Origin of the sequence: Streptomyces sp. NBC_00490, assembly GCF_036013645.1 — a bacterium.
Lineage (GTDB): Bacteria > Actinomycetota > Actinomycetes > Streptomycetales > Streptomycetaceae > Streptomyces > Streptomyces canus_F.
The window spans coordinates 1,544,398-1,565,136 of the sequence record NZ_CP107869.1 but is presented as its reverse complement, the minus strand read 5'-3'; the positions used below and the strand labels follow the sequence as shown (position 1 = coordinate 1,565,136).

Annotated in this window: 16 protein-coding genes; 12 read left to right on the top strand and 4 right to left on the bottom strand. The window is 71.8% G+C overall.

What is annotated here, in order from left to right:
* Nucleotides 1-92: 92 nt before the first annotated feature.
* Complete coding sequence (locus OG381_RS07060; protein ID WP_327715244.1) at nucleotides 93-2,486, bottom strand: penicillin acylase family protein; 2,394 nt, start codon at nucleotides 2,484-2,486, stop codon at nucleotides 93-95.
* Nucleotides 2,487-2,593: 107 nt separating this feature from the next.
* On the opposite strand from OG381_RS07060, the gene OG381_RS07055 reads away from it, so the two are divergent.
* A complete protein-coding gene (locus tag OG381_RS07055) occupies nucleotides 2,594-4,093 on the top strand; it encodes an acyl-CoA synthetase (protein ID WP_327715243.1) in 1,500 nt (499 codons plus the stop codon).
* Nucleotides 4,094-4,103: 10 nt separating this feature from the next.
* On the opposite strand, the gene paaK is transcribed toward OG381_RS07055, so the two are convergent.
* Nucleotides 4,104-5,399, bottom strand: coding sequence for a phenylacetate--CoA ligase PaaK (paaK, locus tag OG381_RS07050; protein WP_327715242.1), 1,296 nt, complete (start codon nucleotides 5,397-5,399; stop codon nucleotides 4,104-4,106).
* 197 nt (nucleotides 5,400-5,596) lie between these two features.
* On the opposite strand from paaK, the gene OG381_RS07045 reads away from it, so the two are divergent.
* Both OG381_RS07045 and OG381_RS07040 read left to right on the top strand, forming a co-directional pair.
* The gene (locus OG381_RS07045) at nucleotides 5,597-6,451 is read left to right on the top strand and encodes an alpha/beta fold hydrolase (RefSeq protein WP_327715241.1); all 855 of its coding nucleotides are present in this window, start codon (nucleotides 5,597-5,599) and stop codon (nucleotides 6,449-6,451) included.
* Between the two features lie 37 nt (nucleotides 6,452-6,488).
* Nucleotides 6,489-7,205 (top strand): alpha/beta fold hydrolase, encoded by a 717-nt coding sequence (locus OG381_RS07040; protein WP_327715240.1) that lies wholly within the window; start codon nucleotides 6,489-6,491, stop codon nucleotides 7,203-7,205.
* Here OG381_RS07040 and OG381_RS07035 read toward each other — a convergent pair.
* Together OG381_RS07035 and OG381_RS07030 are read right to left on the bottom strand one after the other, a co-directional pair.
* Nucleotides 7,183-8,937 (bottom strand): sulfatase, encoded by a 1,755-nt coding sequence (locus OG381_RS07035; protein WP_327715239.1) that lies wholly within the window; start codon nucleotides 8,935-8,937, stop codon nucleotides 7,183-7,185. The two genes, OG381_RS07040 and OG381_RS07035, sit on opposite strands and share 23 nt — an antisense overlap.
* Nucleotides 8,938-9,094: 157 nt before the next feature.
* Complete coding sequence (locus OG381_RS07030; protein ID WP_327715238.1) at nucleotides 9,095-10,705, bottom strand: acyl-CoA synthetase; 1,611 nt, start codon at nucleotides 10,703-10,705, stop codon at nucleotides 9,095-9,097.
* Between the two features lie 165 nt (nucleotides 10,706-10,870).
* Here OG381_RS07030 and OG381_RS07025 point away from each other — a divergent pair, with 165 nt between their 5' ends.
* The 9 genes from OG381_RS07025 (at nucleotide 10,871) to OG381_RS06985 (ending at nucleotide 20,678) form a co-directional block, all read left to right on the top strand.
* Complete coding sequence (locus OG381_RS07025) at nucleotides 10,871-11,671, top strand: crotonase/enoyl-CoA hydratase family protein (protein WP_327715237.1); 801 nt, start codon at nucleotides 10,871-10,873, stop codon at nucleotides 11,669-11,671.
* A 115-nt stretch (nucleotides 11,672-11,786) separates the two neighbouring features.
* Nucleotides 11,787-12,728 carry a Zn-ribbon domain-containing OB-fold protein gene (locus OG381_RS07020; protein ID WP_327715236.1) on the top strand — a complete coding sequence of 314 codons (942 nt, stop codon included), beginning with the start codon at nucleotides 11,787-11,789 and terminating at the stop codon, nucleotides 12,726-12,728.
* Nucleotides 12,725-13,768, top strand: a complete 1,044-nt coding sequence (locus OG381_RS07015) for a thiolase domain-containing protein (RefSeq protein WP_327715235.1) — start codon at nucleotides 12,725-12,727, stop codon at nucleotides 13,766-13,768. The genes OG381_RS07020 and OG381_RS07015 overlap by 4 nt, the downstream gene beginning before the upstream one ends.
* On the top strand, nucleotides 13,765-14,931 hold the full coding sequence (locus tag OG381_RS07010) for a thiolase domain-containing protein (protein ID WP_307034552.1): 1,167 nt from the start codon (nucleotides 13,765-13,767) through the stop codon (nucleotides 14,929-14,931). The genes OG381_RS07015 and OG381_RS07010 overlap by 4 nt, the downstream gene beginning before the upstream one ends.
* A 106-nt stretch (nucleotides 14,932-15,037) precedes the next feature.
* Nucleotides 15,038-15,280, top strand: coding sequence for a DUF397 domain-containing protein (locus tag OG381_RS07005; protein ID WP_307034554.1), 243 nt, complete (start codon nucleotides 15,038-15,040; stop codon nucleotides 15,278-15,280).
* A 129-nt stretch (nucleotides 15,281-15,409) separates the two neighbouring features.
* Nucleotides 15,410-16,345, top strand: coding sequence for a universal stress protein (locus OG381_RS07000; protein ID WP_327715234.1), 936 nt, complete (start codon nucleotides 15,410-15,412; stop codon nucleotides 16,343-16,345).
* 30 nt (nucleotides 16,346-16,375) lie between these two features.
* The gene (locus OG381_RS06995) at nucleotides 16,376-16,975 is read left to right on the top strand and encodes a CGNR zinc finger domain-containing protein (protein ID WP_327715233.1); all 600 of its coding nucleotides are present in this window, start codon (nucleotides 16,376-16,378) and stop codon (nucleotides 16,973-16,975) included.
* Between the two features lie 172 nt (nucleotides 16,976-17,147).
* Nucleotides 17,148-20,030: a helix-turn-helix transcriptional regulator gene (locus OG381_RS06990; protein WP_327715232.1), complete on the top strand. Its 2,883-nt coding sequence runs from the start codon at nucleotides 17,148-17,150 to the stop codon at nucleotides 20,028-20,030.
* Nucleotides 20,031-20,180: 150 nt separating this feature from the next.
* Nucleotides 20,181-20,678: a hypothetical protein gene (locus OG381_RS06985; protein WP_327715231.1), complete on the top strand. Its 498-nt coding sequence runs from the start codon at nucleotides 20,181-20,183 to the stop codon at nucleotides 20,676-20,678.
* The last annotated feature ends 61 nt before the right edge of the window (nucleotides 20,679-20,739 follow it).

Sequence of the window (20,739 nt, the reverse complement as noted above, 5' to 3'; positions counted from 1 at the left end):
CAGCAGGGGCTCCCCGAACCCGACGGTGTCGTCCGGCTCTCACCGGAGAGCTGGACGACACCGGGTCCGGCTACGCCCTGACGGCGTGGGACTCAGCGTTCGCGCACATGGACCACCTTCAGTCCGGGCGACGTCAGGATGTCCTTCTCGCAGAAGCGGGACGTCACCCACTTCTCCTGGGAGTACAGCCGGGTCTGGTCGCTGTAGTGGGGCGAGTTCGGGTTCGAGGACTGGGAGTACGACAGGAGGGTGCGGGCCACCGGGCAGCGGCTGCCGTCCCAGCCGACCGCCTGGATGTAGCTGGAGCCGGTGGTGACCTCCGTGTAGCCCCCCTGAGCCGGGTCCCACACCGGCTCGACCTTGTTCCAGATGCCCAGGGACTCGGTGCCGCCCGAGACCGCGATGCGCTGACCGTTGCGTACGACGAACTGGTGCTGTCCGAGCGGGGAGTTCAGCGCGATACCCGCCGCCCGCAACTCGGAGACCGCGTCCGCGAGGGCCGTGGCGAAGGCTGGCGACGCCGTGTTGAGGGTGTTCGGTGTGTGCACCGGGTCGGCGGCCGAGAACGGCACCTTCCACAGCTGGGCCGCGGGGATCTTCCGCCACAGCCGGTCGAAGAGCAGGGCGCCCCGGCTGTCGGTGTTCACCGTACGGTCCCATGCGGCGAGCACCCCACAGGCCTCGCCGACATCAACGGCTCTGCCGTCACTGCCCGTTGCCGTGCCTCCCGGCAGCGCCGCGCACGCCTTCGCCGCGTCGGCCGCGGCCAGGTCGCCCGCGGGCACCCGGTTGGCGAACTGCTGCGCCTGCAGATCCCGCACGGTCAGCCGACCGCGCTGTGCCATCGCCGACACGTCCTCGATCGCGCCCCGGGTCCGCAGCGAGCGCTGTGTGCCGATGGTGCCGAAGACCCGCTCGTACCCGGTCAGCGGCCGGTCGGCGTTGGCGAGCCAGGCGCTGTCGTTGGAGTTCTCCGCGTACGCGGCGTCCGTGAGGGTCGGCATCTTCGCCGGACCGAAGACACCCGGCTGCACGGCGTCGGGATCGGAGCCGGGCGCGCAGTCGCCACGCGAGCCGTCGAGGATCGCCAGCCCGGCGGAGGGATAGGTGACCTTGCCCAGGGGCGTGGAGCAGCGCTGGGCCAGCTCGTCGGTGATGCGGGGGAGCACCTGGGACTGGGTGAACAGGGTGTGGCCGCCCGAGTCGGCGGCGACCGTGTTCACCCACGGCAGGCCCTGTGTGCGCCGGAGCGAGCCGAGCACCTCCGCCGTGGAGCGGGCCTTGCTGAAGCCGAGGGCGGTGTCGGAGGCGCGCAGGTTGGCGGAGTTGGGGTCGTTGAGGGCGTACGCCGTCGTGCTGGACCAGGGCAGGGGCAGCGAGGCGCCGAACGAGGTGACCACGGGCCCGTACCGGGTCCACCACTGCGTCCGTGTCACCGGGGCGCCGTCCTTGACCCGGACGGTCACCGTGCGCTGGGTCATCTTCTCCGGCTTGCCGTCCACGAGGTACGCCGTGGGGTCGGCCGGATCCAGCGTCAGCTGATGGAGGTTGAGGGGGACGCCGGTCGCGACGGTGTGGCTCCACGCCACCTTCGCGTTGTGACCGATGGAGACCGTCGCGGAGCCGAGCAGGGAGCCGCCGGAGACGTTGAGTTCGCCGGGGATCGTCTGCTGCGACTGCCAGAAGCGGCGGCCGCCCTGCCAGGGGTAGTGGGGGTTGCCGAGCAGCAGCCCGCGGCCGTTCGCGGTGGTCGTGCCGCTGAAGGCGACGGCGTTGGAGCCCATGTCGGCGGTGTCGGCGGCCAGCAGTTCCCGGGCCGCCCGGGCGGTGTCCTGGGCGTCGGGTGCCGCAGTGGAGGTGGTCGTGGGCGGCTGGGCGGCGGTGATGCCGTCCACGCCGCGCCCCTGCCCGCCGAGTACGGCGAGCGCGAAGCCGCGCGCGGCCACGTCGAGGGCCGTCACCGGGCGGACCCAGGCGGCGCCCTTGCAGGCGGGGTCGGTGACGCGGTTCTGCTCGAGCCACGTGTTGTAGCCGGCCGCGAAGCCCCGCATCAGGTCCTTCGCCCGGCGGCTCGGCCCCCGCGGCGCCGGTTCGGCGAGCAGCTTCTCGACCGTGCGCGCCTCCCGGACACCCTGGAAGTAGAGGTCGCTGGAGAGGTTCCTGGCGGCCGAGGAGAGCGAGAAGTCGGGCGCCGCGTCGGGCCCGAAGAACCGGGAGCGTTCCCCGCGCACGGTCACGAAGCCGTCGGCGAGCGTGCACACCTGGTCGGCGGCCTGTGCCCAGCCGGTGCCGAAGCCGAGGTCCGTGTAGTTCTTCGCGAGGATGTGCGGGATGCCGTACTCGGTGTAGCGGATCGTGGCGGACAGGCCGCCGTGCGAGGGGTGTTGCTGACGGTTGTGGCCTTCGGCCGCGGCTGCCGGCAGCGCGGCCGTGGCGGTGAGCAGGGCGACTGCCGCGACGAGTATGCGTCTGAGGCGGGTGCGCATCGTGCCTCCCAACGTCATTGAGGGAAGGGGCGGTTGAGCGTACCAACGGGTATGTGTCCTGGACCCGTGCTTGACCTCCCGCGGTGCGGGACCGAGGATCATGTGTCATGACGCCTGGACACGGCAGCACGGTTGACGGAGTGCTGCGGCGCAGCGCCCGGCGCACCCCGGCACGGGTCGCCGTGGAGTACGGCGACCGCTCATGGACCTACGAGGAACTCGACGAGGCCGTCTCGCGCGCGGCGAGCGTCCTGCTCGCCGAAGGCCTGTCGCCGGGCGACCGGGTCGGCGCGTTCGGCCGCAACTCCGACGCCTACCTCATCGCCTTCCTCGCCTGCGCCCGCGCGGGCCTGGTGCACGTCCCCGTGAACCAGCACCTGACCGGCGAGGATCTGGCGTACATCGTCCGCCAGTCGGGCAGCGCACTGGTCCTCGCGGACCCGGACCTTGCGGACCGCCTCCCGGACGGCGTACGCACCCTGCCCTTGCGTGACGCGGACGACGCGCTGCCGGCCCGGCTGGAGTCGGCGCCCGTGTACGACGGGCCCGAACCGCGCGGCGAGGACCTGGTCCAGCTGCTCTACACCTCGGGCACGACGGCGCTCCCGAAGGGCGCGATGATGACGCACCGCGCCCTGGTGCACGAGTACCTGAGCGCCATCACGGCACTGGACCTGAGCGCGGGCGACCGTCCCGTGCACGCCCTCCCGCTCTACCACTCGGCGCAGATGCATGTGTTCCTGCTGCCGTACCTGGCGGCCGGGGCGACCAACATCATCCTCGACGCGCCCGACGGCGACCGGATCCTCGACCTGATCGAGGAGGGCCGCGCGGACAGCCTCTTCGCGCCGCCGACGGTGTGGATCGGCCTGTCTAACCGCCCCGACTTCACCACCCGCGATCTCGGCGGACTGCGCAAGGCCTACTACGGCGCCTCGATCATGCCGGTGCCCGTCCTGGAGCGGCTGCGCGAACGGCTCCCGAAGCTCGCCTTCTACAACTGTTTCGGGCAGAGCGAGATCGGCCCGCTGGCCACGGTCCTGGCTCCGGACGAGCACAAGGGCCGGATGGACTCGTGCGGCCGCCCGGTGCTCTTCGTCGACGCCCGCGTGGTCGACGAGGACGGCAAGGAGGTCCCCGACGGCACGCCGGGCGAGATCGTCTACCGCTCACCGCAGTTGTGCGAGGGCTACTGGGACAAGCCCGAGGAGACCGCCGACGCCTTCCGCGACGGCTGGTTCCACTCCGGCGACCTCGCGGTCCGCGACGCCCACGGCTACTTCACCATCGTCGACCGTGTGAAGGACGTCATCAACTCCGGGGGCGTACTGGTCGCCTCACGCCAGGTCGAGGACGCGCTCTACACCCACGACGCCGTCGCCGAGGTGGCGGTCATCGGTCTGCCGGACGAGCGCTGGATCGAGGCCGTGACAGCCGTCGTCGTCCCCCGCGCGGGGGAAGAGGTCGAGGAGGCCGAACTCATCGCCCACGCACGCGAGAAGCTCGCCCACTTCAAGGCGCCGAAGCGGGTGCTGTTCGTGGACGAGCTGCCCCGGAACGCGAGCGGGAAGATCCTCAAGCGGGAGCTCAGGGACCGGTTCGCCTAGGCCCTGTCGTCTAGCGGGGGCGCAGGTCCACGATCCGGCGGATCTTGCCCACCGACCGTTCCAGCGACTCGGGTTCGACGATCTCGACGGTGACGGAGACGCCGATGCCGTCCTTCACGGCGGCGGTGATCGCCGACGCGGCCGCTTCCCGCGCCTCGGGGGTCGCGCCGGGGCGGGCCTCGGCACGTACGGTGAGGGCGTCGAGGCGGCCTTCGCGGGTGAGGCGGAGCTGGAAGTGCGGCGCCACACCGGGCGTCCGCAGGACGATCTCCTCGATCTGGGTGGGGAAGAGGTTCACGCCGCGCAGGATCACCATGTCGTCGCTGCGGCCGGTGACCTTCTCCATCCGGCGGAACACGCGTGCCGTGCCCGGCAGCAGCCGCGTCAGGTCCCGGGTCCGGTACCGGATGACGGGCATCGCCTCCTTGGTGAGCGAGGTGAAGACCAGTTCGCCCTTCTCGCCGTCCGGCAGCACCTCACCGGTGAACGGGTCGACGACCTCCGGGAAGAAGTGGTCCTCCCAGATGTGCAGCCCGTCCTTGGTCTCCACGCACTCCTGCGCCACTCCCGGACCGATCACCTCGGACAGCCCGTATATGTCGACCGCGTCGATCGCGAACCGCTCCTCGATCTCCCGGCGCATCCGCTCCGTCCAGGGCTCGGCACCGAAGACGCCGACGCGGAGGGAGGTGCCGCGCGGGTCGATGCCCCGGCGCTCGAACTCGTCCAGGATCGTCAGCATGTACGACGGGGTCACCATGATGATGCCGGGCTTCAGGTCCTGGATCAGCTGGACTTGACGGGCCGTCATGCCGCCTGACGCGGGGACGACCGTACAGCCGAGCCGTTCGGCGCCGTAGTGGGCGCCGAGGCCGCCGGTGAACAGGCCGTAGCCGTAGGCGACATGGACGATGTCGCCCGGCCGGGCGCCCGCCGCCCGCAGCGAGCGGGCCACCATGTCGGACCACAGGGAGAGGTCGCCGTCCGTGTAGCCGACGACCGTCGGGCGTCCGGTGGTGCCGCTCGACGCGTGGATACGGCGGACGCGGTCCCGCGGTACGGCGAACGTCCCGTACGGGTAGTTCTCGCGCAGGTCCGCCTTGGTGGTGAAGGGGAAGCGGGCGAGATCGGCGAGGGACCGGCAGTCGTCGGGACCGACACCCGCCTTGTCGAAGGACTCCCGGTAGAACGGCACATGGTCGTACGCGTGCCGCAGAGACGTCCGCAGCCGCTCCAACTGGAGTGCCTTCAGCCCTTGCTCGTCGAGCCGTTCCCCCGCGTCCCACAGCTCCGTCGCGTCCGCCACCGGAACGTCTCCTTCACCAACCACGGCAATACGGGCGACCGATCATTCGGTCGAGATGCTGAGGATCAGTAATCCAGGCCACCGGCGATCAAGCAAGGGGTCGGCCCGCACTTTCTCGACGCGCCGGTCCCGCGTCGACCGGGCTCCGGGAAGGAACTCCGTTGCGACGGGGACGCGGGACCGTGAGGATCAGCGCCATGCCGACCTTCACCTCGTACGACGGGACCGAACTCGCCTACCACCTGACAGGTGAGGGGCCGCCCCTCGTCGTCCTGCCCGGCGGGCCCATGCGCGCCTCCGGCTACCTCGGGGACCTGGGCGGCCTCGGCGCGCACCGGCGACTCGTCCTGCTCGACCTGCGGGGCACCGGAGCCTCCGCGACCCCCGCTGATCCGGCGACCTACCGCTGCGACCGGCTCGTGGACGACGTGGAGGCGCTGCGAGTCCACCTGGGGCTGGCGGAGATGGATCTGCTCGCGCACTCGGCCGGCGGCAGCCTCGCCATGCTGTACGCCGCCCGGTATCCGACACGGGTACGGCGGCTGGCGCTGGTCACGGCCATTCCGTGGGCGCTGGGCATGCCGGTGACGGACGAGGACCGGCTGGCCGCGGCTCCACTGCGCAAGGACGAGCCGTGGTACGAGGAGGCGTTCCCCGCGTTCGCGGCCTGGCTCGACGGGACGGGCGGCTACGACCCCGTGTTCGCGCCCTTCTTCTACGGCCGCTGGGACGAGGCGGCCGCGGCCCACGACGCGCGCGCGGACGAGGAGTTCAACGACGAGGCGGGAGACGTGTACGGATCGGCCGGCGCCTATGACCCGCCCGCGACCCGGGAGGCGCTCGGGCGGCTGGATCGTCCGGTGCTCCTGCTCGCGGGGGAGGTCGACAACGCCCCCCGGCCCGAGCTCGTCCGCCGTGCCGCGGACGTGTTCCCGCACGCCGCGCTCGTGGTGCAGCCCGGTGCCGGGCACTATCCGTGGCTGGACGACCCGGAGTGGTTCGTACGACGGATCGCCACGTTCCTCGGGGCGCCTCTGCCCTCGGCAGAGTAGAAGCGTCGTCCGCCGCGCCTCGGATACGTTGCCCGGCATGGAGACCCTCAAGGCCAACGGCATCACCCTCGCGTACCGCACCTGGGGTCCCGCGGACGCGCCGCCCGTCCTCCTGCTGCACTCCCGGGGCGCCGACGGCGCGGACTGGACCCCGATCGCCGAGCGGCTCGCCGCAGGACCGCATCCGCGCCGGCTGTACGCCCCCGACCTGCGCGGTCACGGACGCAGTGACTGGCCCGGCACCTATGGGCTCGAGGAGATGCGCGACGACATCCGGGAGTTCCTGACCGCTCTCGGTGTCGCTCGCACCGACCTGATCGCCCACTCCCTGGGCGGCCTCATCGCCTGCCTCCTCGCCCAGCAGACGCCCGGTCTCGTACGCCGCCTGGTCCTGGAGGACGTACCCGCGCCCCTCCCGCTCGACCCGCCCCGGCCGCCCGCCGAGCGCCCCGACGGCGATCTGCCGTTCGACTGGGCGATGATCCGGGCGACCGACGGCCGGCGCAACGCCCCCGATCCTGTGTGGTGGGACCACATGGGGCGGATCACCATGCCCACGCTGGTGGTGGGCGGTGGGCCGAACAGTTCCATCCCTCAGGAGCAGGTCGCCGCTGTCGCCGAGCGACTTCCCGACGCGCGGCTGGTGACGGTCGACGCGGGGCACCTCGTGCACGAGACGCGGCCCGAGGAGTTCCTGGCGGTCGTGGAACCCTTCCTCGCCGGACGGGACCTTACTTCGCGTACGCCGTCATGAACCGGTCGCGGAACGTGTCCATGCCCCACACCGGCGCGTTCCCCGCGGGCTTGAGTCCGTCCGTCCAGCCCCAGTCGGCGATCCGGTCGAGGACCTTCGGGTCGCGGGCGACGATGGTGATGGGCACGTCCTTGTTGGTGTCGCCCCCGGTGACCGTCGGGACGGGCTGGTGGTCGCCGAGGAAGACGAGGACCGTGTCGTCGTCGCCGTAGCGCTCGACCCACTCGGTCAGGCTCTGCAGCGAGTACTCGATCGCCTTGCGATACTCCGTGCGCACGGACTTGGAGCTCTTCCAGACCTCCTTGGGGTCCGTGCCCTCCTTCTTGATCTGCTCGAAGACCGAGCCGTCACCGAGCTGGTCCCAGTCGACCATGCGGGCGATGGGGGACCAGGGGTTGTGGCTGGAGGCCAGGATGATCTCCGCCATGATCGGGTCGCGGTTCTCCTTGCCGTGCTCCAGGCGCTCGAAGGCCTCCAGGCTGAACTGGTCGGGCACCGGCGTCCAGCTGAAGTAGGGGCCGTTGTAGCCGAGGTGCGTGGAGTCGTAGATGTGGTCGAGGCCGAAGTACTTGCCCTCGGGCCAGGCCTTGCGCACCCCCGGCACGATACCGACCGTGCGCCAGGCGCCGGTCTTCTGGAAGTAGCTGGTCAGGGTCGCGCGGTCGCCACCGGTCAGGCTCCGGTAGCGCTGCTGGTTCTTGACCCACAGGCCGGACAGGAACGTCGAATGGGCGAGCCAGCTGCCCGCGCCCGTCACGGGCGAGCGGAGCCAGCCGCTGCGCGAGGCGAAACCGGCGGCCTTGAGCCTGCTGTTGCCCTGCTGGAGGGCCGCGTCGATCTGCGGGGCCATCGCCGGGTCGTCGATGGCGACCCGGCCGTAGCTCTCGATGAAGGTGAACAGGACGTCCTTGCCGCGCAGCCCGGTCAGCAGCTGGTCGGGCGGGGTCTTGGCGAAGGCGTCGACGGTGGCCTTCTTCTCGAACTCCTGGGCGTCGAAGATGCCGTCGCGGACCTGCTGCACCCGGTTGGCGACGAACTGCGTGTTGCCCTTGGTGGCGAAGGGGACCCCGCCGAACTGCACGCCCAGCGTGAAGCAGACGATCCACACGATGCCGAGGACGAGCGTGCTGCGCAGCGCGACGGGACGGTGCCGGACCAGGAGGTTCGTCAGCCGCACCACGGCGAGCGTGCACAGGGCGAGGACGGCGACGGCCAGCACGATCGCGCCGGTCACCGCGAGCACCTGCCCCGAGCGGCCGAACGACTCCCGGACGAAATCGGTCGCGTCGTCCAGCAGGATCCAGTCGAAGACCAGGTCGAAGGGGCGGGCCAGGGTCTGGCGGAAGCCCATGTCGAGGAACTTGATGATGGTGAACAGCCCGATGAGCACGCCCGAGACGACGGCCGTGATGCGCCGTGCCCGCCTCGGCAGCGCGAGGAGCAGGCCCGCGAGGAGGATCGCCTCCACGGGCAGGCGCAGGAACGCCTGGGCGTTCATCCGGTCGAGACGGTTGGGCATGAGCAGCGCGCCGAGCACCAGGGCGGCTGCCAGGACGGTCGTGCCGATGGTCACGCCGCGCGCGGTACGGGGGAAGCGGGTCCGCCAGCCGAACCAGCCGGGCTTCTCCCCGACCTCCTCGACCGTCCGCTGCCCCGTCTCCTGGTCGTCCGTCTCCGCACCGCCCTCGGTGGCTTCCGGCAGCTGACGAGAGCGAGGTGTGAAGAGCGACACCCGGCGGTCCTTCCGTACGGTCTTGCGATGGCATGCCAACAGGGCCCTGTGGCCGAGCCTGCCACCACCAGTACGTCCGCACGTCACCTTCGGTTCAATGCCACGGGACGAAAACCGAGGAAAAACCGAGTAAAAGCCGAGGAAGGGGGCCGGGGAATCACCCGTCCGCCCGCACCGCCACCTCCCGCGCCCACCGGTAGTCGGCCTTCCCGCTGGGGGACCGCTGGATGGAGTCCTCGATCACCAGCTGACGCGGGATCTTGTACCCGGCGAGCCGGCCGCGGCAGTGCGTCCGGATGTCGTCGAGGGACGGCCGGGGCGCGCCGTCGCGCAGCTGTACGACGGCTGCCACGTGGTGGCCCCACGTGGTGTCCGGCACCCCGGCCACCAGCGCGTCGTACACGTCGGGGTGGGACTTGAGCGCCTGCTCCACCTCTTCGGGGTACACCTTCTCGCCGCCGGTGTTGATGCACTGGGAGCCCCGGCCGAGGACGATGACGACGCCGTCCTCGTCCACGGTCGCCATGTCGCCGAGCAGCACCCAGCGCTCACCGTCCTTCTCGAAGAAGGTCTCCGCGGTTTTGCGCGGGTCGTTGTAGTAGCCCAGCGGCACATGGCCGCACTGCGCGACGCGGCCCACCTCGCCCACGGCGACCGGCTCGTGCGTGGCCGGATCGACGACCTGCGTACGGGAGTTGACCCGCACCCGGAAGCCGCGCTCGGGGCCGGCGTCGTCGGTGGCCGTGCCGTTGAAGCCGGACTCCGAGGAGCCGAAGTTGTTGAGCAGCATCACGTTCGGGACGAGCTCCAGGAACTGCCGGCGCACGGTGTCCGACATGATCGCCCCCGACGAGGACACGCTGAACATCGACGAGGTGTCCGTGCCCTTCATGGGGCCTTTGAGGGCGTCGATCAGCGGCCGCAGCATCGCGTCCCCGACCAGGGACATGCTGGTGACCTTCTCCCGCTCGATCGTCCGCAGCACGTCCTCGGGCGAGAACTTGCGGTGCAGTACGACCCGTTGGCCGAAGTTGAAGCCGATGAAGGCGGTGAGCGTGGAGGTGCCGTGCATCAGCGGGGGAGTGGGGAAGAAGGTGATCCCCGAGCCGCCGGCCGCGACCCGCTCGGCGAGCTCCTCGGGCTTCTTCACCGGCTCGCCGGTCGGCGCCCCGCCGCCCATCCCCGAGAAGAACAGGTCCTCCTGGCGCCACATCACACCCTTGGGCATCCCGGTGGTGCCGCCGGTGTAGATGATGAACTGGTCGTCGCCGGAGCGCTGCGGGAACCCGCGCCCGGGGGACCCGGCGGCCTCCGCGTCCGTGAAGGCCACGGCGTCCACGCCGGGCACGGCGTCGCCCACGCGCACCAGGTGGCGCAGCTTCTCGGTCAGCGGCAGCGCGGCGGCCACCCGGTCGGTGAGCTCCGCGTCGAAGACCAGGCCCACCAGATCGGCGTCCCGGTAGAGATAGACCAACTCTTCCTCGACGTAGCGGTAGTTGACGTTCACCGGCACGGCCCGGGCCTTCAGGCAGCCGAGCGCGACCTGGAGGTACTCGATGCCGTTGTACATGTGCAGTCCGACGTGCTCACCCGGCCGTATCCCGCTGTCGATCAGATGGTGACCGATGCGGTTGGCCGCCGTGTCCAGCTCCGCGTACGTCAGCCGGCGCTCCGCGCCCGTGCCGGGGACGTCGATGTACACCAGCGCCTCGCGGTCCGGGACCACGTCGACGACCGACTCGAACAGGTCGGCAAGGTTGTACTCCACCGCTCCTCCTGACCTCGCTCCGCACCGGTTGCCGGTCATCAGAGCAAAGGGCGCCCCAACTGTGAAGGCTCCGCGCGAAGAAATCTGACTGACTGTCAGAAAACTCTTGAAGAGCCCGGGCCGCTCCTGCAACCTGTTCTCGTTCTTTCAGAGGGGAGATGGGCGATGGGTGGCACGGAACACCTCACTGTGCAGCGCGAAGGCGCCACACTGGTGCTCACACTCAACAGGCCGGAGGCCAAGAACGCGCTCTCGCTGGCGATGCTCGTCGGCCTGTACGACGGCTGGGTCGAGGCCGACGCCGACGACTCGGTCCGCTCGATCGTGTTCACCGGCGCGGGCGGCTCGTTCTGCGCCGGCATGGACCTCAAGGCCCTGGCCGGCAAGGGCATGGAGGGAGAGCAGTACCGGGACCGGCTCAAGGCCGACCCCGACCTGCACTGGAAGGCGATGCTGCGCCACCATCGCCCCCGCAAGCCGGTGATCGCCGCCGTCGAGGGCCACTGCGTGGCGGGCGGCACCGAGATGCTCCAGGGCACCGACATCAGGGTCGCGGGCGAGTCGGCGACCTTCGGCCTGTTCGAGGTCAGGCGGGGCCTGTTCCCGATCGGCGGCTCCACGGTCCGCCTCCAGCGCCAGATCCCGCGCACCCACGCCCTGGAGATGCTGCTCACCGGCCGCCCGTACAGCGCCCGCGAGGCCCTGGACATCGGCCTGATCGGACACGTGGTCCCCGACGGCACGGCACTGACCAAGGCGCTGGAGATCGCCGAACAGGTCAACGCCTGCGGCCCGTTGGCGGTCGAGGCCGTCAAGGCCTCGGTGTACGAGACCGCCGAGATGACCGAGACCGACGGCCTCGCCGCCGAACTGGGGCGCGGCTGGCCCGTCTTCGACACCGCCGACGCCAAGGAAGGGGCCCGCGCCTTCGCGGAGAAACGACCGCCCACCTACAAGCGAGCGTAGCGCCCGGCCGGTTGCGGCGGTCCGGACACCGCGGGCCGTCAGTGGCCGGCCGCGCCGTTCCTCGCGCCCCTCCCGGGTGCGAGCCGCCCACCCCGCTCCGAAGGAGGCAACCCCGATGCCCGCAGTCCTCAAAGCGCCCCTCGTCGTCGAATTCCCCTTCACCCGCTCCCTCGGCCCCGTCCAGAGCGCGTTCCTCTCCGGCCTGCGCGACCGCGTCGTGCTCGGTGTGAAGACCGGCGACGGCCGCACCCTCGTACCCCCCGTCGAGTACGACCCCGTCACCGCCGAGGAGATCCGCGACCTCGTCGAGGTCGCCCCCACCGGCACGGTCACCACCTGGGCCTGGAACCACGAACCCCGCCGCGGCCAGCCCCTCTCCTCGCCCTTCGCCTGGGTCCTGGTCCGCCTCGACGGCGCCGACACCGCCCTCCTCCACGCCCTCGACGCGCCCGGCCCCGACGCCGTGCACACCGGCCTGCGCGTCCGCGTCCGCTGGGCCGAGGACCGCGTCGGCGCGATCACCGACATCGCCTGCTTCGAGCCGTACGACGGTGACCCGGCCGAACCGGGCGGCCACAGCGGCGCCTTCGAGGACCCGGTCACCGGCATCGTCGCGGCCGCCCGCCTCGACTACACCTACTCACCCGGACGCGCCCAGAGCGCCTACATCAACGCCCTCTCCGAACGACGCAACGTCGGCGAACGCTGCCCGTCCTGCCGCAAGGTGTACGTGCCGCCCAGGGGCGCGTGCCCCACCTGCGGCGTCGCCACCTCGGAACAGGTGGAGGTGGGACCGGGCGGCACGGTCACCACGTTCTGCATCGTCAACATCAAGGCGAAGAACCTCGACATCGAAGTGCCCTACGTCTACGGCCACATCGCCCTCGACGGAGCCGGGCTCGCGCTGCACGGACGCATCGGCGGCATCCCGTACGACCAGGTCCGGATGGGCCTGCGCGTCGAACCGGTGTGGACGGAAGGGGGCCGCTTCCCCGACCACTACCGGCCCACCGGAGAACCCGACGCGGACTACGAGACGTACAAGGAGCTGCTGTGACCAGGGACATCGCCGTCGTCGCCTTCGCACAGTCCGACGTCCTGCGCACCACCGAGGAACAGTCCGAGGTGGAGATGCTCATGCCGGTCCTGCACGACGTCCTGGACCGGACCGGCCTGAAGACCGCGGACATCGACTTCACCTGCTCCGGCTCCAGCGACTACCTCGCCGGCCGCGCCTTCTCCTTCACCCTCGCCCTCGACGGCGTCGGCGCCTGGCCGCCGATCTCGGAGTCGCACGTCGAGATGGACGGCGCGTGGGCGCTGTACGAGGCCTGGACCAAACTGCTCACCGGGGACGCGGACACCGCGCTCGTCTACTCCTACGGCAAGTCCTCACCCGGGTCGCTGCGCGACGTGCTGACCCGCCAGCTCGACCCGTACTACGTGGCCCCCCTGTGGCCCGACTCGGTCGCCCTCGCCGCCCTCCAGGCGCAGGCACTCATCGACGCGGGCGCCACCGACGAACCGGCGCTGGCCGCGATCGGCGCCCGCAGCCGTGCCGTCGACAACCCGCGCGCCCAGCTCAAGGGAGACGTCCCGCAAGGGGAGTACGTCGTACGGCCGTTGCGCACCGGCGACTGCCCGCCGATCGGCGACGGAGCGGCCGCGGTGGTGCTCGCCGCCGGGGAGCGGGCCCGCGACCTGTGCACGCGCCCCGCCTGGATCCGCGGCATCGACCACCGCATCGAGGCACACTCCCTCGGCGTCCGCGACCTGACCGACTCGCCCTCCACCCGCCTCGCCGCCGAGAAGGCGGGCGCCTTCGAACGGCCCGTCGAAACCGCCGAGTTGCACGCGCCGTTCAGCTCCCAGGAGATCGTGCTGCGCAAGGCACTGAGGCTGGACGCCGACGTCCGGGTCAACCCGTCCGGCGGGGCGCTCGCCGCCAACCCGATGATGGCCGCCGGACTGATCCGCATCGGCGAGGCCGCCGCCCGCATCCATCGCGGGGAGTCCGACCGGGCCCTCGCACACGCCACCTCCGGCCCCTGTCTGCAACAGAACCTGGTCGCCGTACTGGAAGGGGATCCGCGATGAGCAAGGAGCCCGTGGCCGTCATAGGCATCGGTCAGACCAAGCATGTCGCCGCCCGGCGGGACGTGTCGATCGCCGGGCTCGTACGGGAGGCGGCGCGACGGGCCCTGGACGACGCCGAGTTGGACTGGGCCGACATCGACGCCGTCGTCATCGGCAAGGCGCCCGACTTCTTCGAGGGCGTCATGATGCCGGAGCTGTATCTCGCGGACGCGCTCGGCGCGGTGGGCAAGCCGATGCTGCGGGTGCACACGGCGGGCTCGGTGGGCGGTTCGACGGCACTGGTCGCCGCGGGGCTCGTCGCGGCCCGCGTGCACGGCACCGTCCTGACGCTGGCCTTCGAGAAGCAGTCCGAGTCCAACGCCATGTGGGGCCTGTCCCTGCCGATCCCCTTCCAGCAGCCCCTGCTGGCCGGGGCGGGCGGCTTCTTCGCCCCGCACGTACGCGCGTACATGCGGCGCAGCGGTGCGCCTGACACGGTCGGCTCGCTGGTGGCGTACAAGGACCGGCGCAACGCGCTGAAGAACCCGTACGCGCATCTCCACGAGCACGACATCACCCTGGAGAAGGTCCAGGCCTCGCCCATGCTCTGGGACCCGATCCGCTACTCCGAGACCTGCCCGTCCTCCGACGGCGCCTGCGCGATGGTGCTCTCCGACCGGGCGGGGGCGGCCCGCGCCCCGCGCCCGCCCGCGTGGATGCTCGGCGGCGCCATGCGCAGCGAGCCGACCCTCTTCGCGGGCAAGGACGCGGTCTCGCCACAGGCCGGAAAGGACTGCGCGGCCGATGTGTACCGGCAGGCGGGCATCGCCGATCCGCGCCGGGACATCGACGCCGTGGAGATGTACGTGCCGTTCTCCTGGTACGAGCCCATGTGGCTGGAGAACCTCGGCTTCGCCGACGAGGGCGAGGGCTGGAAGCTCACCGAGGCGGGAGTGACGGAGCTGGACGGCGATCTGCCCGTCAACATGTCGGGCGGCGTCCTGTCCACCAATCCCATCGGCGCCTCCGGAATGATCCGCTTCGCGGAGGCGGCTCTGCAGGTGCGCGGGCAGGCCGGGGAGCACCAGGTGGAAGGCGCCCGCAGGGCGCTGGGACACGCTTACGGCGGCGGATCGCAGTTCTTCTCGATGTGGCTGGTGGGGTCCGAACCCCCTGATGCGTGAATTGCCTCCCGGAAGGTCACCGAAAGGTCCCCCTCACGTGGCCTGTCGGCACTCGGAGTCGATCGCTAGGCTGACCGCGGACGACGCAATCGGGAGGAGCACGGACGTGGCCGAGACCACCATCCAGCAACAGCCGCTCATGGGCTGGGACAAGCCCGAGCTGGACCTCACCAGCGCCGACTGGCACTCCAGCAGCCGTGGCCTGGGGGATGTCCAGATCGCCTTTGTCGAGGGTTTCATCGCGATGCGCAACAGCGGCCGCCCGGAGAGCCCTTCCCTGATCTTCACGCCTGCCGAGTGGGGCGCGTTCGTGTCGGGCGCGCGGGAAGGGGAGTTCGACCTCACATGAGGTGACGGGCCGATCCGGCGGTGTTCCACCTGTTTTTCCGGACACGCGACCTTGAGCAGCCCGCCGGGGCCGGCGTCTGAGCGACGCTGGCTGCCGGGGGACAGGTCGTACCCCGGAGGTGAGGAACCCATGAGCACTCTGCCGGTCATCGCGGCGGTCGACGGTTCGGACGACAGCCTGCGCGCCCTGGACTGGGCCCTCGACGCCGCCCGCAGGCGCCGGGCACCGTTGCGGGTGGTCCATGTCCGGCAGTACGCCGCGTGGGCCCGGCCCGACGTCCTGACCGCAGCTCCGCCGGAGCCGGACCGGGACTCGGTGCTGGACGAGGCGCGCACCCGGGTGGCGCAGATCGCCGACCCGCCTACGACCGAATACCTCGCGCTGGAGGGCGCACCGCCCGCGCTGCTGCCCGAACTGGGCTCGACCGCGCAGCTGCTGGTGCTCGGTTCGCGGGGGCGGGGCGGTTTCGCGAGCCTGTTGCTCGGCTCCAACGGCATGGCCGCCGCACGCGACGCGGAGTGCCCGGTGGTCGTGGTGCCGCGGCCGGGTCGTGATGGGGGCACCTCCCACGCCTTTGGGGCAGTGGGGGAGGACTCGCGGACGCCTGCCGGAGCGGGACCGCGCGTGGTCGTCGGCCTCCAGGCCGACAGCCCCGACGAGACCACGCTCGCCTTCGCCTTCACCGAGACCGCCCTGCGGGGCGCCCGCCTCCAGGTCGTCACCGCCTACCAGTGGCCGCTCCAGTCGTGGGCGATGCCGGGCGAGCTCGTGCCCGTGATGATCGACCAGGACGCCGTCGAGAGAGAGGCCCGCACGCTGGCCGAGGGCTTCCTCGCCCCGCACCGCCAGCGCCATGTCGAGGTGCGGGTCGACCTCCAAGTGGCCCCGGGTGACGCGGCCGGGTATCTCGTCGGGGCCTCCCAGGACGCCGAGCTGGTCGTCGTCGGCCGCCACCGGCGCCGGCTGCTGGCGCCTGCCCGCATGATGGGCTCGGTGACACAGGCGGTACTGCTGCACGCGGCGAGCCCGGTGGCGGTGGTCCCGCCGGAACCCGGGAATGCCTAATGGGTGAGAGGGCCGCCTATCATTAGGTCCATGCAGGACTCGACCGACAGGGACACCCGCCTCGCGCTCGACCTCGCCCTCACCGTCCGCCACGACGGACACGGGGGCGTGGCCGATGACCTGGGCGAGCCCGCCGGGCTCACCGCATGGGTGCGGGCCCACCCCGACGTGGTGCCGGACGCCGCCGCGTACGAGGCCGCAGACGCGGAGCTGACCGCCGTACGAGAGCTGCGCGCCGCCGTCCGGGCCCTGTTCGCCCGCGCGGTAGGACCCGGAGAGCCGAGCCCCGCCGACGCCGCGCGGCTGCTGCCCGCACCGCAAGCCGTCGAACTGCTCAACGCGGCTGCCGCTCGCACCCCCACCGTCCCGGTTCTGCGCTGGCCCGACGGCTCCGGACCCTCCGTACGGCATCGGGCGGTGCGCGGCGAGGGGGAACTGACGGCGGTCCTCGCGCAGGCCGTGATCGGCTTCCTCGCGGGCCCCGACCGGGAGCGGTTGCGCGCGTGCCACGCGCCGCGCTGTGTGCGGTACTTCGTCAAGGAGCATCCGCGACAGGAGTGGTGCAAGCCGGCTTGCGGGAACCGGGCCCGGGTGGCCCGGCATCATGAGCGGCACAAGGGGAGCGCCTAGCCGCACACCGTGACGAGTCGGACCGATCAAGGCCGACCTGTTCGAGTTGACTTGGGCGGAGCCCGCCGAGACGGGCTCGCGCCGCCCGCCGGAAGCGTACGCTGAGGTGCCTGTAGGTCACGGTGCGCGCCCGCTCCCCGCGTGGGTGTACCACCGTGGCAGGGGGTGCACCATGGGTCGGCGCAGCACCAGGAGCAGCAAAACGCTTTTCGAGCGTGAGAGTGAACTCGCCGCCGTGGACGAGGCGCTGGGCGAGCTCACCGGTCTGCGCGCGGACGGGTCGGAGTCGTCCGGCCGGCCGCGCGGCGCGCTGCTCGCCTTCGCCGGAAGGGCCGGGATCGGCAAGACGACCCTGCTGGCCGAGGTCCGCCGACGTGCCGCCGCACGGGGCTGCACCGTGCTCTCCGCGCGCGGCGGGGACCAGGAGCAGCGCGTCGCCTTCCACGTGGCCCGGCAACTTCTGCAACCCCAGTTCGCCGGCGCGGCGGAGACCGATCTCCGGGCCCGGCTGGGCAGTTGGTACGACATCGTCGGCCCGGCCCTCGGACTGTGCGCGCCCACCGACGGCGCCCCGCCCGATCAGCAGGGTCTGCGGGACGGACTGGACTGGGTGCTCACCCATCTCGCCGTGCAGCGCGCGCCGATGGTCCTGGTCCTCGACGACGCCCACTGGGCGGATCCTGAATCACTGCGCTGGCTGGCCGCGTTCGCGCCGCGCGCCGAGGAACTCCCGCTGCTGCTCGTCGTCGGGTACCGGCCCGACGAACTCCCTGATCACGCCGAGTCGTTCCGGGTGCTGCCCGGCCGGTCCGGGGGCCGTCCCCTCGACCTGGAGCCGCTCAGCGCGGTCGCCGTCGCCGGTCTCGTCCGCGAAGCACTCGGCACCTACGCCGACGACGCGTTCTGCCGCGAGTGCTGGGCCGTCACCGCGGGCAACCCCTTCGAGACCGTCGAACTCACGGCCAAGGTGCGCGACCGCGGCCTGACCCCCACCGAGGCCGGTGCCCATCTGCTGCGCGACCTCGCCGCCGCGGTCAAGGGCAGCGGACTGATCGCCCGGCTCGAACGGCTCGGCACCTCCACCGTCCGCTTCGCCTGGGCCTGCGCCGTCCTCGGCACCGAGATCCACCCCCTGCTGGCCGCCGCCGTCGCGGGGCTCGGCCAGGAGGAGGCCGCAGACGCCGCGGACGCCCTGCGCGGCGCCCGTGTCCTCACCGGTGCCGACACCCTGGAGTTCGTCCACCCGCTCATCGCCACCGCCGTCTACCGGGCCATCCCCCCGGGGGTCCGTGTCGCCCTGCACGGCCAGGCCGCCTGGTGCGTCATCGACGACGGACAGGGCCCCTCGGCCGCCGCCCGCCATCTCCTGGAGACCCACCCCGACGGCGACACCTGGGTCGTACAGCAACTGCGCGCCGCCGCAGGCGAGACGGTCCGCTCCGGAGCCCCCGACGCCGCCCGCAGCTACCTCGCCCGGGCCCTGCGCGAGCCCCCGCTCTTCGAGGACCGGGCAGCCGTGCTGTACGAACTGGGCAGCGCGTCCCTGCTCACCGAACCGGCGACCACGGTGAACCATCTGCGCGCCGCGCTGGAGGAGCCCATCGCCGACCGACAGTTGCGGCATCACATCGTCTACCGGCTCTCCCAGGTCCTCGCCCACAGCGACCGGCTCGCCGAGGCCTCCGACACCCTCGCCCGGGAGATCCGCGTCACCGAGGACGCGCGCGTCAAACTGCGCATGGTCGCCGAGCAGTTCATGTGGGACGCCTTCCGTGCCGACGAGCCCGACCACCCCTCCCGCTCCCGCCGTCTCACCAGACTCGCCGACCGTCTCAAGGGCCGCGACCTCACCGAGCGGTACATCATCGGCCTGCGCGCCTGGGACGCGACGCTGCGCGGCGAACCCGCCCACGTCGTCCTCCACCACGCCGAACGCGCCCTCGTCGGCGGTCTCGGCTGGGCCGAACCCGACCGCGGTTTCGAGGTGCCCGTACTGGTGGCGATGGCCTTCATGTACGCGGACCGCCCCGGCCGTACGGAAGAGCTCTTCGCCGCCGGGATCGCCGACTTCGAACGGCAGGGCTGGCGCGGCGCCCACCTCTCCTTCGGCTACACGCTCCTCGCCTACCTCCGCTTCCGCCGCGGCCGGCTCGCCGAGGCCGAGGACTTCGTGCGCGCGGGACTGAGGCTGGCCGAACGCGTCGGGCCGGGCACACCCGCCCACTGGTACGCCGTCGGCATCCTGATCGAGGTCCTGCTGGCCCGCGGGCGCGTCACGGAAGCCGCGCAGACCGCCGAGGACTACTCCTTCAACGAACCCTTCCCGGCCGCCGTGGTCTTCCCCGACGTCCAGACGGTCCACGGCGAACTGCTGCTCGCCCGCGGCCTCACCAAGGAAGCGGCCGCCGAGCTCGCGGCGGCGGGCCGCCGTCTCGACCCCCGTGGCATCCGCAACCCCGCCTGGTGCCCCTGGCAGCTCCACCTCGCCCGAGCCGAGAGCCACGACGCCCCCGAACGCGCGGTCTCCACCGCCCTCGAAGCGCTGGCCCGCGCCCGCCAGTTCGGCGCCCCCTCCGCCATCGGCCAGGCTCTGCGCACGGCCGCCGAGGTGTCCTCGGGCACGGTCCGGGTGAAGTACCTCGAGGAGTCGGTCGCCCACCTGGAGTGCTCCCCGGCCGCCTACGAGCTGGCATGCGCGCTGGTGGCGCTGGGGACGGAGCTACGGCGCACGGGGCGCCCCACGGAGGCGGCGGAGCACCTCTACCGAGGCCTGGACGCGGCGGTGCAGTGCGGAGCGGACGGCCTGGTGGAGGCGGCCCGCGACGAACTCGCGGCGGCGGGGTTGCGCCCGCGTCGCCTCCACAGCACGGATACGGACACGCTGACGACTCGCGAGCGCACGGCAGCCACCATGACGGCCGAGGGCCGCACCAAGCGTGAGATCGCCGACGGGCTCGGCATCGACGAGCCGGCGGTCACCCGCCTGCTCTCGGCGGTCTACCGAAAGCTGGGCACCGACCACAGTGGACTGGCGTCGGCTCTCGAACCGACGTAGCCCCACCCACCAAGGGGCGCGGGGCCGTGTCGATGGACGGCTCCGCCGCGCGGGCGCGCCCAGCTCCCACCCACCCGCACCCGGATATCGACCGAAGCACCCCAGGACCGCACGTGCCCATCGTCGAACGGCACCCCGTACCATGGGCGCATGTCGTTCCTCCGCCGCCGCAGCGCAACTCCCGCCGGCCCCGACTTCGACGTCCTGGCCATGGACCCGGGCGACTGGCCCGGCAACCTCGGCGCCGGTCTGCTGCCCGCTCCCGACGGCACCTGCCAGGGTGTCTTCCTGCGCTACGACCTGTTCGGCGGCCGCGGCCCCGCGATGATCATCGGCAACCTCCCCGAGGGCTCCCCGGCCCGGGAGCTCGCCGAGGGCGAGGTCCCCTTCGAGGTGGCCCAGCTGCTGATCGCGCTGGAGAACGAGGAGGAGGTGACCGTCGTGGGCGCCGAGGACGTGCCGGTGATGCAGGGCGACAACCTCCTGGTGGTGCGGCGCCTGAAGCTCTCCGAGGGCCGGATCTCCTGCGTGCAGTTCGACCGCAGCGACAACGTCCTGGTGACCATCGCCGCGTGGGACCGCCCGATCACCGACGATCTGTACGCCCTCCTGAAGCCGCTGCCGGCGGAGCTCTTCCAGCAGGGCTGACCCCGACCCCTCCCTGTTCGGGATCCCGCACGCCTTGTCATGACCCTTGTCGCCAAGTCAT